Annotated in this window: 14 protein-coding genes; 6 read left to right on the top strand and 8 right to left on the bottom strand. The window is 65.9% G+C overall.

The features are described 5' to 3' along the window. Window positions 1–79: 79 nt before the first annotated feature. The gene (locus tag JJ918_RS12810; RefSeq protein WP_291887913.1) at window positions 80–280 is read left to right on the top strand and encodes a DUF1289 domain-containing protein; all 201 of its coding nucleotides are present in this window, start codon (window positions 80–82) and stop codon (window positions 278–280) included. A gap of 43 nt (window positions 281–323) precedes the next feature. Further along, on the top strand, window positions 324–1,028 hold the full coding sequence (locus tag JJ918_RS12805) for a TIGR02281 family clan AA aspartic protease (RefSeq protein WP_291887910.1): 705 nt from the start codon (window positions 324–326) through the stop codon (window positions 1,026–1,028). A gap of 76 nt (window positions 1,029–1,104) precedes the next feature. Here the strand turns inward: JJ918_RS12805 and JJ918_RS12800 are convergent, their stop codons facing one another. Together JJ918_RS12800 and dusA are read right to left on the bottom strand one after the other, a co-directional pair. After that, window positions 1,105–1,920 (bottom strand): sulfite exporter TauE/SafE family protein, encoded by an 816-nt coding sequence (locus JJ918_RS12800; protein WP_291887908.1) that lies wholly within the window; start codon window positions 1,918–1,920, stop codon window positions 1,105–1,107. A 2-nt stretch (window positions 1,921–1,922) separates the two neighbouring features. Beyond that, window positions 1,923–2,918: a tRNA dihydrouridine(20/20a) synthase DusA gene (gene dusA, locus JJ918_RS12795; protein ID WP_291887906.1), complete on the bottom strand. Its 996-nt coding sequence runs from the start codon at window positions 2,916–2,918 to the stop codon at window positions 1,923–1,925. 162 nt (window positions 2,919–3,080) lie between these two features. On the opposite strand from dusA, the gene JJ918_RS12790 reads away from it, so the two are divergent. From JJ918_RS12790 to JJ918_RS12775, 4 genes are all read left to right on the top strand, one after another. Beyond that, the gene (locus JJ918_RS12790; protein WP_291887903.1) at window positions 3,081–3,632 is read left to right on the top strand and encodes a hypothetical protein; all 552 of its coding nucleotides are present in this window, start codon (window positions 3,081–3,083) and stop codon (window positions 3,630–3,632) included. A gap of 82 nt (window positions 3,633–3,714) precedes the next feature. Further along, a complete protein-coding gene (locus JJ918_RS12785) occupies window positions 3,715–5,292 on the top strand; it encodes an EAL domain-containing protein (RefSeq protein WP_291887901.1) in 1,578 nt (525 codons plus the stop codon). A gap of 22 nt (window positions 5,293–5,314) precedes the next feature. Beyond that, window positions 5,315–5,875, top strand: a complete 561-nt coding sequence (locus tag JJ918_RS12780; protein WP_291887898.1) for a response regulator — start codon at window positions 5,315–5,317, stop codon at window positions 5,873–5,875. A gap of 59 nt (window positions 5,876–5,934) precedes the next feature. After that, entirely contained in the window at window positions 5,935–8,622 is a 2,688-nt protein-coding gene (locus JJ918_RS12775; RefSeq protein ID WP_291887895.1) for a PAS domain-containing sensor histidine kinase, read from the top strand. Between the two features lie 27 nt (window positions 8,623–8,649). On the opposite strand, the gene JJ918_RS12770 is transcribed toward JJ918_RS12775, so the two are convergent. The 6 genes from JJ918_RS12770 to JJ918_RS12745 all read right to left on the bottom strand — a co-directional run bounded on the left by JJ918_RS12770 (window position 8,650) and on the right by JJ918_RS12745 (window position 15,296). Further along, a complete protein-coding gene (locus tag JJ918_RS12770) occupies window positions 8,650–9,216 on the bottom strand; it encodes a periplasmic heavy metal sensor (RefSeq protein WP_291887893.1) in 567 nt (188 codons plus the stop codon). Further along, entirely contained in the window at window positions 9,213–9,626 is a 414-nt protein-coding gene (locus JJ918_RS12765; RefSeq protein WP_291887891.1) for a hypothetical protein, read from the bottom strand. Before JJ918_RS12765 ends, JJ918_RS12770 begins: the two co-directional genes overlap by 4 nt. Then, window positions 9,623–10,318: an RNA polymerase sigma factor gene (locus JJ918_RS12760; protein WP_291887889.1), complete on the bottom strand. Its 696-nt coding sequence runs from the start codon at window positions 10,316–10,318 to the stop codon at window positions 9,623–9,625. The genes JJ918_RS12765 and JJ918_RS12760 overlap by 4 nt, the downstream gene beginning before the upstream one ends. Beyond that, entirely contained in the window at window positions 10,306–10,857 is a 552-nt protein-coding gene (locus JJ918_RS12755) for a hypothetical protein (protein ID WP_291887887.1), read from the bottom strand. The genes JJ918_RS12760 and JJ918_RS12755 overlap by 13 nt, the downstream gene beginning before the upstream one ends. A gap of 77 nt (window positions 10,858–10,934) precedes the next feature. Continuing rightward, the gene (locus JJ918_RS12750; protein ID WP_291887885.1) at window positions 10,935–13,808 is read right to left on the bottom strand and encodes a bifunctional [glutamine synthetase] adenylyltransferase/[glutamine synthetase]-adenylyl-L-tyrosine phosphorylase; all 2,874 of its coding nucleotides are present in this window, start codon (window positions 13,806–13,808) and stop codon (window positions 10,935–10,937) included. 57 nt (window positions 13,809–13,865) lie between these two features. Beyond that, a complete protein-coding gene (locus JJ918_RS12745; RefSeq protein ID WP_291887883.1) occupies window positions 13,866–15,296 on the bottom strand; it encodes an ATP-binding protein in 1,431 nt (476 codons plus the stop codon). Window positions 15,297–15,302: the final 6 nt, after the last annotated feature.

Below are 15,302 nucleotides of genomic sequence, written 5' to 3'. Positions count from 1 at the left end.
AAAGGCGGGACAATATTCCGGCAGGCCCCGCCGCCGCAAGCACTTGCCACAATGAAGACCACACGGAATGCTGCGATGCATGGACCGCACCCCGATCAAGACACCCTGTGTGAAAGTCTGTTTCGTCGACCCCAAGGCCGGCGTCTGCCTGGGCTGTTTCCGCACCATGGAGGAGCTGGGACGCTGGACCCGCTATTCAGACGCGGAGCGCGACGCGATCATGCAGGCCTTGCCGGAGCGGGAAACGGCCTATCGCGCGACCAGGGTCAAGCAATGCTAACGAGGCGAGCGAGGCGATGCGGCTTCCTGGACTGATGGCACGAATGGCGCCGCCGGCGCTGCTGCTGGGCCTGGCCCTCCTTTTCCTCCGCCTGGCTGGCTGGCCTCTATGGAGCCATGTGCCTCCAACCCTGCGCATCGCTCTGGCATGCGTAATCGTGGCTGCCTTGCTTGTTGCGCTCATCGGTGCCGGATTTGCTCACCGGGAGAGCCGCCATCGCAACCTGATCGCCTGGGTCAGCGTACTGGCAAGCTTCGCGATCATACCGGTTGCCGACCGGGACTATGACGACTGGTGGTGGGCGAACCATGACATCGAGATCGTGGCGATTGCCCCCCTTCAGTTACCCACCGTGCTGGCGCGCAGAGCGACGGCGTTGCGCGAGGGTGCGATCATCCTCAACCGCCAACAAGACGGACACTATTACGTCAACGTGATGATCGACGGGTCGGAAGTTGGTTTCCTCGTCGATACTGGCGCCAGCGGGATCATGCTTACCCCGTACGACGCCGAGCGGATCGGCCTGCATATGGACAGGTTAGATTTCACGGTTCCAGTATCGACAGCGTCCGGCCAGACGTTTGCCGCGCCGGTCGACCTCCGCAGACTGGACCTCCATGGTCAATATTTCGAAGAATTTCCGGCACTTGTCCTGCAAGGCGGGGATGTCTCGCTTCTCGGCATGTCGATCCTGGAGCAATTCAGCTCGATCGAAATCCGGGAAGACCAGCTGATTCTACGACCCTGAACCCGGTCGTTTTCTCACGACACGCGCCGCTGGAGCCACTCGTAGATCGCAAGCTCGACCGCCGGCGCCTGCAGCCCTAGCCGCCGATCACCGCTTCACGGACCAGCATGAAGCCGACCACGACCAGTCCGATGGCAAAGAGACGCTTCAGCGTCCGCTCCGGCAAATCATGCGCCAGCTTGGCGCCCAGCGGCGCGACGAAGAAGGCGCAGCTGGCCAGAAGCGCGAAGCCGGGCCCGTTCACATAGCCCAGCGACCAGGGCACGACTTCATGCCCCCAGCCATTGACGATGAAGCCGATCGCACCGGGCGCCCCGATCGCGACGCCGAAACCGGCAGCCGTGGCCACAGCCTGCCGGATCGGCTTGCCGCACAAGGTCATCAGGGTGACGCCCATGACGCCGCCACCGATGCCCATCAACGCCGAGAACGCCCCGATCGTACCGCCCAGACCGATGCGGGCGATCCCGCCGGGCATGTCCTCGCGCAACGTCCAGTCGGGCCGGCCGAAGAAGAATTGCAGCGAGAGCAGCATCGCCATGCCGCCGAAAATGCCGGTCAGCATGCGGCCGGAGAGATAGTGCGCGATCACCGTACCGATCAGCGTGCCGGCAATGATCCAGGGCGCCCATTCGCGCAGCACCTTGAAATCCACTGCCCCGCGCTTGGCATGGGCCGAGACACTGCGCAGCGAGGTCGCGACAATCACCGCCAGCGAGGTCCCGACCGCGACATGCATCACCCGCGGGTCTTCATAACCCAGCGAATTGAAGGCGAAATACAGCGCCGGCACCATGACGATACCGCCGCCGATACCGAACATGCCCGCGATCAGTCCCGCAAACGCGCCCGTGGCGGCCATCGCCAGGACCAGAACCCAGATATCCTGCATCGCTATGCCGCCTCGTCATGCGGCACGACCGCCGCCAGTGCCTCGTCGATCACTTCAAGCCCCGCGCCACGCCTGGGCGCCTTTTCCGACAGGATACGCCGCCACAGCCGCGCGCCGGGCTGGCCGGTAAACAGGCCCAGCATATGGCGCGTCATGTCGTGCAGTCGCGTCCCCTTGCCGAGCTGGCTTTCCAGATAGGGCCGGTAGGCGTCGACCGCCTCGACACGGCTGGCAACCGGATCGACCTTGCCGAACAGCCGGCTGTCGGCCTCGGCCAGGATCCAGGGCGTGTGGTAGGCGGCGCGGCCGAGCATCATCCCGTCCAGCGGCACCGTTTCCGCGAGCCCCTGGTCGAGCGTTTCCAGACCGCCATTGAGGATGATCTCGAGCTCCGGACGCTGCGCCTTGAGACGGCGCACCAGGTCATAGTCGAGCGGCGGCACCGTGCGGTTTTCCTTCGGGCTCAGACCTTTCAGCCAGGCCTTGCGGGCGTGCACGGTGAAACTCGTCACCCCGGCCGCCGCGACCGTCTCGACGAAATCGAACAGGGCCACTTCGGGATCCTGCTCGTCGACGCCGATCCGGCACTTCACCGTAACCGGTACCGACACCGCATCCTGCATCGCCTTCACGCAGTCGGCGACGAGCGCCGGTTCCTGCATCAGACAAGCCCCGAACCGGCCCGATTGCACGCGGTCGGACGGGCAGCCGACATTGAGATTGATCTCGATATAGCCGAACCCCTCGGCAATCCGGCTGGCCTTGGCCAGGTCGGCCGGATCGGAACCGCCCAGCTGGATGGCCACAGGATGTTCGGCGGGGTCGAACCCGATCAGCTTGTCCCTGTCGCCATGGATCACCGCCTTGTCGACGGCCATTTCGGTGTAGAGCAGCGCGCCTTTCGTCAGGACACGGTGAAACGCCCGGCAATGCCGGTCGGTCCAGTCCATCATCGGGGCCACGGAAAGGCGGCGGTCGGGCGTGCGGGCTGCAGTCATGCGCGCCATTTAGCGCGGACCGCCCGCCGAACCAAGTCACGGCGGCGCACAAAGCCGTCCAGCGTCACGCGCACCCGCAAGCAAAACGTTCAAATTCGATCTGTTCACTTCACGCCATTTCAATCCCGGTCTGCTTTCCTGCAACGGCGAGGGAGGCGTTTCATGGCCAAGGCAATCTATCACAAGCATCAGCGCGTATTCGTCCGCCCGGTAGGAACCTGGGCGCTTGTCGAACAGGTCAAGCCGCAATGGGTGAAGGATGTCGAGGAGCCCGTGCGGGTCTATTACGACTGCGGGCTGGGCCGCGACTTCGTGGCTGACGAGCTTGCCGCCGAACAGGCCGACGAGATCGACACGGCGAGCTGGCGCGTCCTGCGCGCCCGCAACAAGTGGCAGTCCGTCGAGGAATGCGGCCATCACCCCTATCCCGGCACCTTCCCGGTCGTGGTCACCGAAAGCATGGACTGGGGCGGCTGGCGCGTACCGGCCGCGGAATACGATCGCGACCCCTCGCGCATCGAGGGGCAGGCCCGGCTGATCGCCAATGCCCCGCACCTGATGGCGATTGCCGAGCAGCTTGCCCGGCTGGCCAGCGAAGACGGCGAACTGCCGCCCGCGTTAGCCAAGCTGAGCCACGATGCGAGTAAAACGCTTCGCGAAATCAACACGAAACCTTCTAGCAAGGATAACGGCAAGTCACGCCAGGCCGCCTAGACGACCGGTAAAAATTTAATCGCCTTCTAACGTTTAGCTGTGAATTTGAGCGTTCTGTCTTGAACGGGGTCGGGCCGCTCTCATGTCGCTTGTCGAACAACGCAATCGCTTTTTGTCCTTCGCCTTTGCTTCGGCCGATATTCTTGTCGAAACGGATTCGTCCTGCCGCATCACCTACACGGCCGGCGCGGTCGCGGCCCTCGGCTCCAGTCCCGCCGGCGCCGATAGCGACGGTGTGGGCGATCCGCTTGAAAGCCGTATCGACCGCACCTCACGCCCGATCCTCAAGGCGCTGGTGCGCCGGCTGAAACCCGGTCACCGGCTCGGGCCCGTCCGCATCACGATCGACGGCCGCGAGGCCCAGCTTTGCGGCTGGTCGCTGGGCGATGACGATCGCATCCGCTGGTCGATCTCCTTCAACGCCATGCATGCGCCCGACGATGTCGATCCCCAGGCCTTCGAACGCAGTGCCGAAGGCGCTATCGCATCGGCCCGCAATGTGGGCACCGACATGGCGATGTCGGTGCTGCGCATCGAGGCCGGCGACGATATCGAGCGTCTGATCGGTCCGGCCAATGCCGAACAATTGCGGACCTCCGTCGCGGCCTCCTGTGCGCTGGCCATCGGCAATGACGGCGTTGCCCGGCAGATCGACGCAGCACGCACCGCCCTGATCCATGCCCGATCCGTCGATCTGGCAGGCCTGCGCGACGAGGTCATGGCGACACTCAAGGGGTTTGACCTGGGCAAGGCCGATGTCCGGATCGAGTCGGTCTGCGATGCGCCCGAGCTGGAGCCGGAAATTGCCGTTCAGGCCTTCCTGCATGCGATCAACGAAGCTGCCGACAGCGGCAAGGCCCTCGACGTGATCTCGCTGCAGGAAACCGCCGACCGCCTGATGCACGAAACCCGCAAACGCATGACCGAGCTGCGCACGACGATTGCCGGCCGGGTGATCGAGCCGCACGCCCAGCCCATCGTCGACCTGGAAACCGGCAAGGTGCACCACTACGAGCTGCTGCTGCGCCTGCCCGGCGGTCGGCCGATCGAGGAGAGTGTGGGCTTCGCGGAAAGCACCGGCCTGATCCACGAAATCGACTATGCGATGACCGAAATCGCGGCGCAGTTCCTGCGCGAGGATTTCGACCGCCCTGCCCTGGCCGTCAACCTGTCCGGCAAGTCCCTGACCAACATGGCCTGGGCGAAGAAATTCCTGGCGCTTCTCGCCGATCTGAAGATCGATCGCAGCCGGCTCATGTTCGAGCTGACCGAGACGGCGTCGGTGAAGAACATCAAGGCCGCCAACAATGTCATCGCCAAGATCCGCGAGCGCGGACATGCGGTCTGCCTGGACGATTTCGGCGCCGGCGCTGCGGGCTTCCACTACCTGCGCGACTTCCCGGCCGATGTGGTGAAGATCGACGGTTCCTATATCCGCAACGCCTCGCGCTCCGAACGCGACACCATTCTGCTGCGCGGGATGATCGACCTTTGCAACGCCTTGGGCACGGAAACCGTTGCGGAAATGATCGAAAGCGAAGCGTCCGCGAAACTGATGCGCGAGCTTGGCGTTCGGTACGGACAGGGTTTCTATTTCGGTAAGCCTGTTGCGCTAAAAGAACTCAAGGATCCGCGAATCAACAAAACGCGGGCAGCTTGAGCCAAACCACGAGACCGCCGCCATGGCCGCAGATTTCAGCCGCGTCAGGACGCTTATCGTCGACGACAACACCTACATGCTGACGATCCTGCGGACGATTCTGCACGGGTTCGGGATCAAGCAGATCTACGAGTCGCGCGACCCGGCGGAAGCCTTCGACATGGTGCGCTCGGACTCGATCGACATCATCATCACCGACTACCAGATGGACATTCTGGACGGGCTGGACTTCGTGCGCCTGGTGCGCACGGCGGATGACAGCCCCAATCCGCTGGTGCCCATCATCATGCTGAGCGCCTATTCCGAGCGCTCCAAGGTCATGGCGGCCCGCGATGCCGGTGTGACGGAGTTCTGCTGCAAGCCGATTACCGCGAAGGAGATGTTCTCCAAGATCGCGGCGGTGATCAACGAGCCCCGTCCCTTTATCCGGAACCGTCATTATTTCGGACCCGACCGGCGCCGGAACGATCCGGACAAGTCGACCTACAAGGGGCCGGAAAGACGCAAGAGCCGCCAGAAAGCGGCCGCCAAGGACGAGGGTGGGGAAACAGAAGGAACGAAGCCGGCGCAGACCGGCTCGTGACGCCAAGCCCGGTGTCGACAGCACAGGCCGACACACCCTAATTTGAGACCATGAATCACATGCGGTTCGATACGCGCCCGTCCCCGGACAAGGCGACCCGCGCCCCTTCGCCGGGCGAGACGGGGAAGGTGCGTGCGTCGAAACGCGGAACCGGCGCGCTGTGGATCGTCATGGCGGTGCTGCTCTTCACCCTGGCCTATGGCGGCATCCTGCTGGTCAAGATCCAGCAGGAACGCGAAACGCTGATCACCGAGGCCGAACGCTCGCAGGCCAATGCCGCCGGCTATCTGGCCGAACGCGTCACCGCCCGCATCGCGGAAGCCCGCTATGCCCTCGCCTTCGCCAGCGCCGACCTGCGCGACACGCCGATTGACGAGATCGTGCCGGCTGCACGCGCACGGCTGATGGCGATCGGTGACTCCGACATCGTCGAGGACGTCGCCATCCTGCTGCCGGACGGCCGCACCATCGCGGCTGCCAATCCGGGCGACGGTCTGCGTGAGATGGCCGGCCAGGCGCTCGACGCACCGTCGGGCCTGACGGCGGAAATCGTCGACGGCCAGCCTGCGCACCTGGTGCTTGCCGTACCGGTGCAGCTGTCAGACGGCACGGTCGGCGCTTTCGTCGCCCGGCTCGCGACCGATCTCGTCCTGCCGGACTGGGGCGATGAACGCGTGGTCGCGCTGGCTGACAGCAATGGCGGCATGCTGGCCATCCGCCCGCAGATGCGCAGCGTTCGGGCCGGCACGCCGCTGGCCTCGCGCTTTGGCCTGGACGATGCCTTTGTCGACCGCCTGGCGGGCGAAGGCGGCGGTGCAACCTCGGACGCCCGCTTCGGCGAGGAGCGCGTGACCTTCGCCGTTGCGCCGATCGCCGGCACCGAACTGCGCGTCTACGCGCTCGGCGCGATGCGGATCAACCAGAACGCCTGGTACCGCACCATCTCCTTTTACGGTCTGATGTTCATCGCGCCGATCTTCGTCGCGATGGGCCTCAGCGCGCTCGTTTTCACGCAGATGGGCCGCCTGCGCTCGACCCGCCAGCAGCTCGAGGACAATGAACAGCGCTTCCGCGTCGCCATCGAAGGCGCACGCTGCGGTGTCTGGGACTGGAATCCGGAGGCCGATACCGTCTTCGTCACCGACAGCCTGGCGCGCATACTCGGCATGGAGACGGCCCTGGAATGCAGCGGCAGCGAATTCCTGCGTCTCTTCTCCAAGCCCGACCGGGAGCGCCTGCGGGCTGCCATGCGCGGGGCTCCAGCCGGTGGCGAGGTCGATCTGGAAGTGCTCGCCGCGCACGCCGCGGTATGGCTGCAGATGCGCGGACGCATCCTGCCCGGCGCCGTCGGCAGCGACCAGGCACGCATCGTCGGCGTGGCCATCGACATCACCGAACGCAAGGGCGCCCAGGCCCGCGTCGTCGCCGCCGAAAGCCGGCTGCGGGCAGCGCTGGAATCCATGTCGGAAAGCTTCGTGCTGTGGGACTCGCGCCACCGCCTGGTGTTGTGGAACCGCAAATTCCGCGACGCCTTCGATTTCTCCGACGGCATGCTGAAGCCGGGCATGAGCTATGCCGCGGTCGAGCAGGCCGCCGCGCGGGCCATCAAGACCGTTCATGGCGGCACGGAAAACAAGGCGGCCTACGAGATCGAGCTCGCCGACGGGCGCTGGCTGCACTATTCCGACCGCGCCACGGCCGATGGCGGCATGGTGAGCGTCGGTGCCGACATCACCGATCTCAAACACCACGAAGCCGCCCTGACCGAAAACCAGGCCCAGCTGCGCAAGACCGTCGAGGACGTGAAGCGCTCGCAGGCCCGGATCGCCGATCTCGCACGCAAGTACGAGGCCGAGAAGATCCGCGCCGAGGAAGCCAACCGCTCCAAGTCGGAATTCCTAGCCAATATGAGCCACGAGCTGCGCACGCCGCTCAACGCCATCAACGGCTTCTCCGAGATCATGCTCAAGGAGATGTTCGGGCCGTTGGGTGACGAGCGCTACACCGGCTACATGAAGGACATCCTGACGTCCGGCCAGCACCTGCTCGAGCTGATCAACGACATTCTCGACATGTCGAAGATCGAAGCCGGCAAGATGCAGCTCCAGCCGGAGCCGACCGATGCGAGCGAGCTGATCGGGCAATGCGTGCGCATCGTCCGCGGTCGCGCCGAAGAGAAACGCCTCCAGCTGCGCGCCGATGTCTCGGACCTGCCGGAGATGGAGCTCGACCCGCGCGCCTTCAAGCAGGTGATGATCAACCTGATCTCGAACGCGGTGAAATTCACGCCGGAAGGCGGACGCGTCACGGTGCGCGGTTTCCTGTCCGGCGTAGGCGTCGCCTTCCAGGTCTCCGACACCGGCATCGGTATCGCCAAGGAAGACCTGCCCCGTCTCGGCCGGCCGTTCGAGCAGATCGAGAACCAGCACTCCAAGAGCCACCAGGGCTCGGGCCTCGGCCTGGCGCTGTCCAAGTCGCTGATCGAGCTGCATGGCGGTACGCTGACCATCGACTCGGTGCTGGGTGAAGGCACGACGGTCAATGTCGTGATGCCGATCAGCCAGGATCAGCCGATAGACCTCGACGCACTCGCCGAGATCGAGGCCGACGCCTATTCCGACATCGACGACAATGACGATATCAACCGCGTCGAGGCACTGTTGTCCGAAGCGATGGATGACGGTTTCGATGCCGATGACGAGTTCGTCGACAGCGCCACGACGGCCCGGCTCGCGGCAGGCGAATAGCGAAGGCGCTGTGCCCGGGCTGGCGGCCTAATCCGGACGCGGGCCGTCGGGCGGCGGCGGGCGATCCCCTTGCGGACCTTCACCCCGGTCATCTCGAGGGCGGCGGTGGCCGTAGCCGTCCCGTTCCCGGGTCGCCTCGAGCATGCCAGTCCGGGTCTCTGCATCGAGTTCGGACATGAGATCGAGCATGACATCCTGCAGCCCCAGCTCCAGCGTCTCGCGCGAGGCGCGTAAGCGTTCGAGTGCATCGGCGGCGGCATCGCGATCGAAGGTTTCCGCGCGCACCGCGTTTTCGAAATCCTCCCGGGCCTCTCGGCTCCGGGCGAACAGGGCCCGGATCTCGTCGATATTGTCGCGCCCGCGCTGACGCGCTTCCTCGCGGGCGTCTTCAGGCAGGGCGAACAGCATGTCGCGCATGTCAAAGCCTGCACGGCGGGAATCGTGATGGCGGCGCTCACCGCGCCCACGGTCTCCATCTTCAGCCTGCCGCCAGTCCGGACCTTCCGTGGTCCGGTGCAAAAGGAAGCCGGCCATCACGCCATTGGCGAGAACCGAGACCAGAAGGGCGGCGATCCAGGGTGTGGACGGTTTCAAACGTCGTCTCCCAGCCAGGAGATCCAGTCTTCATCCAGACCGGCATAGGCATCGGCCGCGGCGTACAGCGTCGGGGTCACGGGCTCGGTGACTGTCAGGGCGCCACTGGCAAAGCCGATAAAGGCGCCCACCAGAAGAGCCGCCGCAGCCGCAGCCGGTATCTGCCAGCGCACAGGCGCAGCGACCGGCGCCGGAAAGCGGTTCAGGATACGGCGTTCGAGCAGTTCGGACGGTTGAGCGTCGGGTCCGCCGAGCCAGTCATCCAGCAGGGCCTCGGCCTGCAAGGCGGCGTCGGCGGCATCCGGATGCGCATCCGCAAAGGCCATCGCGGCCGCACGTTCAGTCTCGGGCCAGCGGGCCGGATTGGCGCCGTAGGCCTCCACGATCTGGAAAAAGCGTTCTTCGGTCATTGCGTTGCACCGTAGCGGGCATCTCGCTGCCCTGTATAGCTGGCCATCAGGTCCGGGGCATCCCCGGTCAGAATGGCCTTCAGTTTGCGCCGGCCGCGGGCCAGCAGGGATTCCATCGCCTCGACAGAGACCGACATGATGTCCGCCGCGTCGATATTGCTCATCTCCTGGAAGTGAACGAGCTCGAGTGCCTGGCGTTGCCGGTCGGGCAATTGCGCCATCGCAGCCGCGATCCGGTCGCCGCTTTGCGCTCGGGTCATCGCGGTCTCGGCATCCGGCGCACCATCGATCTGCTCGGGTGGCGTGTCGGTCAGCACCTCGCGCCGCCGGCGCAGCCGGTCATAGCAGAGATTGATGGCAATCCGGCACATCCAGGTCGAGACCTGGGCCGAACCGGCCTGCCAGCGCGGCGCGGCTTTCCAGACCCGTATGAAGGTCTCCTGCGCGATATCCTCGGCCTCCATCTCGTCATTCAGCATGCGACGAGCCAGGCCGAGAATACGCGGCAGGTTGCGCGACATGAGCAGGCGGGCGGCCGGCCGGTCACCGCGGCCGACGCGAACGATCAGGTCCGCATCGTCCGGTTCGCCGGCCGGATCGCGAACACGGCTTGAAGCCAGGCTTTCTCCAGCCGCCGTGTCGTCGTCCATGCCGCGCCCGTCAAACATCGCGATGGCGCTTAGTTGCGCCACCAGAAACGGCGATCCTGACGGCGCTCGAGCGAAGCGTCCAGCTCCGCCGGCGTCACGACACCGTTTTCGTCGGCATCGAGACGGTTGAACAGGCGGTTCTCGCGCTCCAGGAATTCGGCGCGGGAGATCCGGCCATCCTCATCGGCATCGGCACGCATGTAGCCCGGCCCGCCGTCCGGATCGCCCCGGCGGCCCCAGCGGCGGCCTTCGCCATTCTCGGCCCGTTCGGCGCGTTCCTCAGCCCGGATGGCACGCATGCGGGCATGGACCGGCGACTGGTCGGCCTCGTCGAGATAGCCGTCGGAATTGCGGTCCATCCAGGCGAACATTTCCGCCTGCAGGCTGTCAACTTCGGCCTGTGTGATGGAGTTGTCGCCATTGGCGTCGGCTGCGCGCAGCACCATCATGGCATTGCCGTGTCCGCCATCGCGGCCGCCGCCATGGCCGCGCATGCCGCCGGGACCGGCAGCCTCGGCTGCGGCACCGGCCAGCATCAGGGTCGAGCCGGCGAGCAGAACGATCATCTTGGTGTGTTTCATGACAGAATTTCCTTGTCCTTGATCACCTCGCTGACCCTTCAACGGCGGTGACAGGAGATTCCGTCGCGGACCCGTCGTCAGATTTTTCCGACATGGCGGCGGAAGCATTTCCGCACGCGCCCCGCCCGCGCATCGAGCGCGGTTTCGAGTTCCGGCAGACTGCCCACACTGGCCAGCCCCGCAAAGCGTTCGGCAAACCCGGCACTCGCCGCAGACGGATCGAAACCGGACCCGTGCGCACTTCTCATCAGCTGCAGCAGTCCGAGATAGAGATCCAGCGACGCGGTGAGAAATTCCGCATCCTCACCCGGCAGCACACCGCAATCCGCCAGCGCCGCCAGCGCGGCGCGGGTCGACGGCCGCAGCACGTCCTTCTTCGATGCATGGGCCAGCTGCAGGGTCTGGGCGATGAATTCGATGTCCTGGATGCCGCCCGCCCGTGCCTTGAGATCCCAGGGCCCGCGTGCGGGTTTCGCCTCCTCAAGGCGCTTGCGCATGGCCAGCGCATCCTCGCGCACACCCCGGCTGTCGCGCGGCTGGGTCAGCGCGTCGCGCATGGCCGCGCTCACCCGGTCTGACAGGGCCGCATCACCGGTGACGACCCGGGCGCGGGTCAGGGCCATCATCTCCCAGGTCCAGGCCTCGCCGGGATAATAGGTCTCGAAACGCGCCACACTGACGGCAACCGGCCCGGCCTTGCCCGACGGCCGCAACTGCATGTCGACCTCGAACAGCTCGCCTTCCTCGGTCGGCGCCGAGAGCGCCGAGATCAGACGCTGGGCGAAACGGCCGAACCAGGACTGGGCATCGCCCTCGCCCTCATAGACGATCATGATGTCCAGATCGCTGTCCGAGGCGAGTTCGCGGCCGCCCAGCTTGCCCATGCCCAGCACCACGAATGTGCCCGGCATCGTGCCGAAACGGCGCTCGGTTTCGGCCCGCGCCGCCTGCGCCATCGCGGCCAGGGAGATTTCCGCCATCGACGAGAAGGCCGCGCCGGCCTGTTCGGCACTGACTGTGCCCCGCAGGACCTGGGCGCCGATCCGGAAACGTTCCTCGCGCACCAGGCGGCGCGCCGTGTTCAGGGCTTCCTCATAGCCGCCGGCCCGCGCCAGCGCGTCGGACAATAACGTGCCGAAGGCATCGGGCCCATCGTCGGCCAGCGGTGCCGTGAAACGGCGGTCGAGCATGGCGTCGAGCAGGTTGGGCCGGCGGGCCAGGTCGGTCGCCATGCGCGGCGCCAGCGTGATGATCGAGACAAGATCGGCGGCCAGTCCCGGCTCGTTGGAAAGGAGGGAAAGCGGCTGCACGCCCATGGGCAGGTTCTCGAAGAAGCCGGCAAACCGGACCAACGCCGCATCGGGCTCCCCGGTCGCGGCCATCCGGTCGACGAGCTGCGGCGCGATGCGGGCAAAGAGCGAGCGGGCCCGCGCCGTGCGGACCGCGCGCACGCGGCCGGCGGCCCAGCCATTGAGACGTTTCCAGACGGCTTCGGGCTCGGCAAAGCCGAGCCGTTCCAGCGTGGCAAGCGTATCCGGCGTCGGTTCGACACCGGTCAGGATCAGCGATCCGGCTTCCGATGCCAGCGGTTCGTCATCCTCGAACTGGTCGGAAAAATGCCCGTGCACGCGCCGCAGGCAGGCCTCCACAGCGCCATCGAAAGCCGGAAGATCTTCAAACCCGGCCATCGCAGCGATCGCGGCGCGGCCCTCATCGCACTCCGGCAGGGTCTGGCTGGCTTCGTCCTGGCGCATCTGCACGCGGTGCTCCCACGCGCGAAGCCGGCGATAGTCGGCGGTCAGGGCCTCGACCACATCGGTCTCGATCACATCGGCCTCGCACAAGGCCTGCAGGGCATCCAGCGTTGCAGGCAGGCGCAGCGCCTCGTTTCGCCCGCCGAAAACGAGTTGCGGGATCTGGGCGTAGAATTCGATCTCGCGGATGCCGCCACGCCCCAGTTTCAGGTCATGCCCCGCAGGCCGCACCTCGGCCCGGCGGCCGACGGTCTGGATCTGGCGGGCAAGGCCGCGGATATCGTCGACGGCGGCGAAGTCCAGCGAGCGGCGCCAGATGAAGGGCTGCATAAAGCGCAAAAAGGCCTCAGCCGCCGCGAAATCGCCGGCACAGGCGCGCGCCTTGATCCAGGCGGCCCGTTCCCAGGTCTGGCCGAGGCTCTCGTAATAATTCAGCGCCGCCTCGGTCGAGATCACTACCGGTGTGGCACCCGGATCCGGCCGCAGGCGCAGGTCGACGCGGAAGACATAGCCGTCTGCCGTGATTTCCTGCAGGGTACGCGCCACGGCCTGGACGAGGCGGGGCAGACGCTTGCGCGGTTCCTGGTCCTCCGGCAACACCAGCGCATCGGCGTCGTAGAGCACCACCAGGTCGATGTCGGAAGAGTAGTTCAGATCGCCCGTGCCCATCTTGCCCAGCGCAAGGACGAAGAGGCCGGGCAGCGGATTGTCGGCGGTTTCCGGCGGAAAGGCCCGCCCCTGCCCGGCCAGCAGCCGGACATGCCCCGCCAGGGCACCCGCGACGGCCGCATCGGCAAAGCGGGTCATTGCCGCGGTCACCTGCTCGACGGACCAGATGCCGGCCAAGTCTGCGAGACCAATCACCAGATGAGCATCGGCTTTCGCCTGGCGCAGGGCCCGGTCCAGCGCCTCGGTATCCGGCGCGTCTTCACCGGCGATACGGGCATTGTCGATCGCGTGATCGATCAGGCTCTCCGGCGGCTCGACCGCGCACGCGGCCAGCGTCGCCGGGCGTCGCTGGGCCAGGCGCGCCAGATAGGGCGCAGCATCGAACACGGTGTCGAGAAAGGCCTGGGCGGGTGCGACGCGCGAACGGACGGCCTCGGGAAGTGCCTCGAATACATGGACACACCGTCCGGGCTTGCGGCCCGGCAGGGGCTTGCGCTCTGCATCGAGAATGGGTGCCGTGTGTGTCATCACAGGCAAACTGGCGCGATCCGCCCTGAAGGTGAAGTCCTGCTTTGCGTTACCGGATTATCCGGCTTCCCGCGGCGCCTTGGGAAAGCAGAGCGAAGCGCGCAGCCCCGGCCCGTGACCGTCCGCCACGACACCCGGGCCTTCATTCAGTTCAAAGCGGCCATTGTGGACATCGGCAATCGCCTGCACGAGCGACAGGCCAAGCCCGGAACCCGGTTGGGAGCGCGAATTGTCCAGACGCACAAAGCGCTGCACCACGCGTTCGCGATCGACATCGGGAATACCCGGGCCCGTATCGGTCACGGAAAACTCGATCATCCCCTCGCCCGTCTCGCGCAGCCGCAGGGTCACGGCCCCGCCGGCCGGCGTGTATTTGACGGCATTGTCGAGAATATTGGCGAGTGCCTGGGACAGCAGACCGCGATCGCCCAGCATCGCCAGGCCCGGCTGGATCTCGCTGGCGAAGGACAGGCCGTCATCCTCGCAGACCGGCTCGTAAAGCTCGGCCATGTCTGCCGCGATCTCGGCCGGATCGAGGCGCACGATCGACGCCCGACTCTCACCGGCTTCCAGGCGCGAGAGCGACAGGATGGCATTGAAGATGCCCAGCAGCTCGTCGGTATCGGCGACAGCGCGTTCGAGGGCCTGTTCGCGGGCATCGAGATCGCCATCCTCGCGCAGGGCCTCGTCGAGCCGGTTGCGCATACGGGTCAGCGGCGTGCGCAGATCGTGGGCGATACTGTCGCCGGTGTGGCGCATGCGATGCATCAGCGCCTCGACCCGGTCGAGCATGTTGTTGAAATTCTCGGACAACTCGTCGAGCTCGTCGCCGGTATAATTCCGGGGGGCTCGCGGCTGCAGGTCACCGGCCCGGACCCGGCGGGCGACATTGTTGATCTTGTCCAGGCGGCGCACGAAACGGCGGCTGACGAATATCCCCGCTGCCACGCCCAGCGCCAGCGCCAGGGCCGAGGCTGCCAGGATCGTGTTGAGCATGCGCGAGATCAGGCGCGTCTCGTCATCGACATCCAGGCCGACAAACAGGCGATAGCCGGACGGGAGTTCCACGATCTGGCCGCGGACAATCCTGTCTTCCTTCTCGTTGTCGTCATCCACGCCACCTGCGGGAGGCCGCCTGTAGGTGAACTGGACCCTGCCCTCCTCGTCCGGCTGGACGTCGGGCAGGAAACTCAGATTACCCAGGGTCCGTCCCGACGGATGGATAAGCAGGTAGAGATAATCGCCACCGCCCACCGTGCGCTGGAGAATATAGAGGCGGATATTGTCGATCCCGCCGGACTGGAACCGGTCATTGAGGACCTGAACCTCGTCATTCACGACCGCGTCCGCCCGGCGCACGACCATGCCGGCCGAGGCTGCATAGACGAAGCCCAGGATGACGAAGCTGGACAGGGCGAACAGCGCTGCCGACAGGAGGGTCTGCCGGAACGCTGTCGTCCTGAGAAAGGCGGCTCTGCGCTGGGTCACGCCCGA

The sequence above is a fragment of the Maricaulis sp. genome, from assembly GCF_017642925.1.
Taxonomy (GTDB): Bacteria; Pseudomonadota; Alphaproteobacteria; order Caulobacterales; family Maricaulaceae; genus Maricaulis.
This window is presented reverse-complemented; position numbering and strand designations above follow the sequence as displayed.

Excerpts from the sequence above, each read along its gene's own strand:
- JJ918_RS12800 (WP_291887908.1), bottom strand. The coding sequence starts at position 1,920 with ATGCAGGATATCTGGGTTCTGGTCCTGGCGATGGCCGCCACGGGCGCG.
- JJ918_RS12790 (WP_291887903.1), top strand. The coding sequence starts at position 3,081 with ATGGCCAAGGCAATCTATCACAAGCATCAGCGCGTATTCGTCCGCCCG.
- JJ918_RS12810 (WP_291887913.1), top strand. The coding sequence starts at position 80 with ATGGACCGCACCCCGATCAAGACACCCTGTGTGAAAGTCTGTTTCGTC.
- JJ918_RS12785 (WP_291887901.1), top strand. The coding sequence starts at position 3,715 with ATGTCGCTTGTCGAACAACGCAATCGCTTTTTGTCCTTCGCCTTTGCT.
- JJ918_RS12805 (WP_291887910.1), top strand. The coding sequence starts at position 324 with ATGGCGCCGCCGGCGCTGCTGCTGGGCCTGGCCCTCCTTTTCCTCCGC.
- JJ918_RS12780 (WP_291887898.1), top strand. The coding sequence starts at position 5,315 with ATGGCCGCAGATTTCAGCCGCGTCAGGACGCTTATCGTCGACGACAAC.
- JJ918_RS12750 (WP_291887885.1), bottom strand. The coding sequence starts at position 13,808 with ATGACACACACGGCACCCATTCTCGATGCAGAGCGCAAGCCCCTGCCG.
- JJ918_RS12775 (WP_291887895.1), top strand. The coding sequence starts at position 5,935 with ATGCGGTTCGATACGCGCCCGTCCCCGGACAAGGCGACCCGCGCCCCT.
- dusA (WP_291887906.1), bottom strand. The coding sequence starts at position 2,918 with ATGACTGCAGCCCGCACGCCCGACCGCCGCCTTTCCGTGGCCCCGATG.
- JJ918_RS12755 (WP_291887887.1), bottom strand. The coding sequence starts at position 10,857 with ATGAAACACACCAAGATGATCGTTCTGCTCGCCGGCTCGACCCTGATG.
- JJ918_RS12765 (WP_291887891.1), bottom strand. The coding sequence starts at position 9,626 with ATGACCGAAGAACGCTTTTTCCAGATCGTGGAGGCCTACGGCGCCAAT.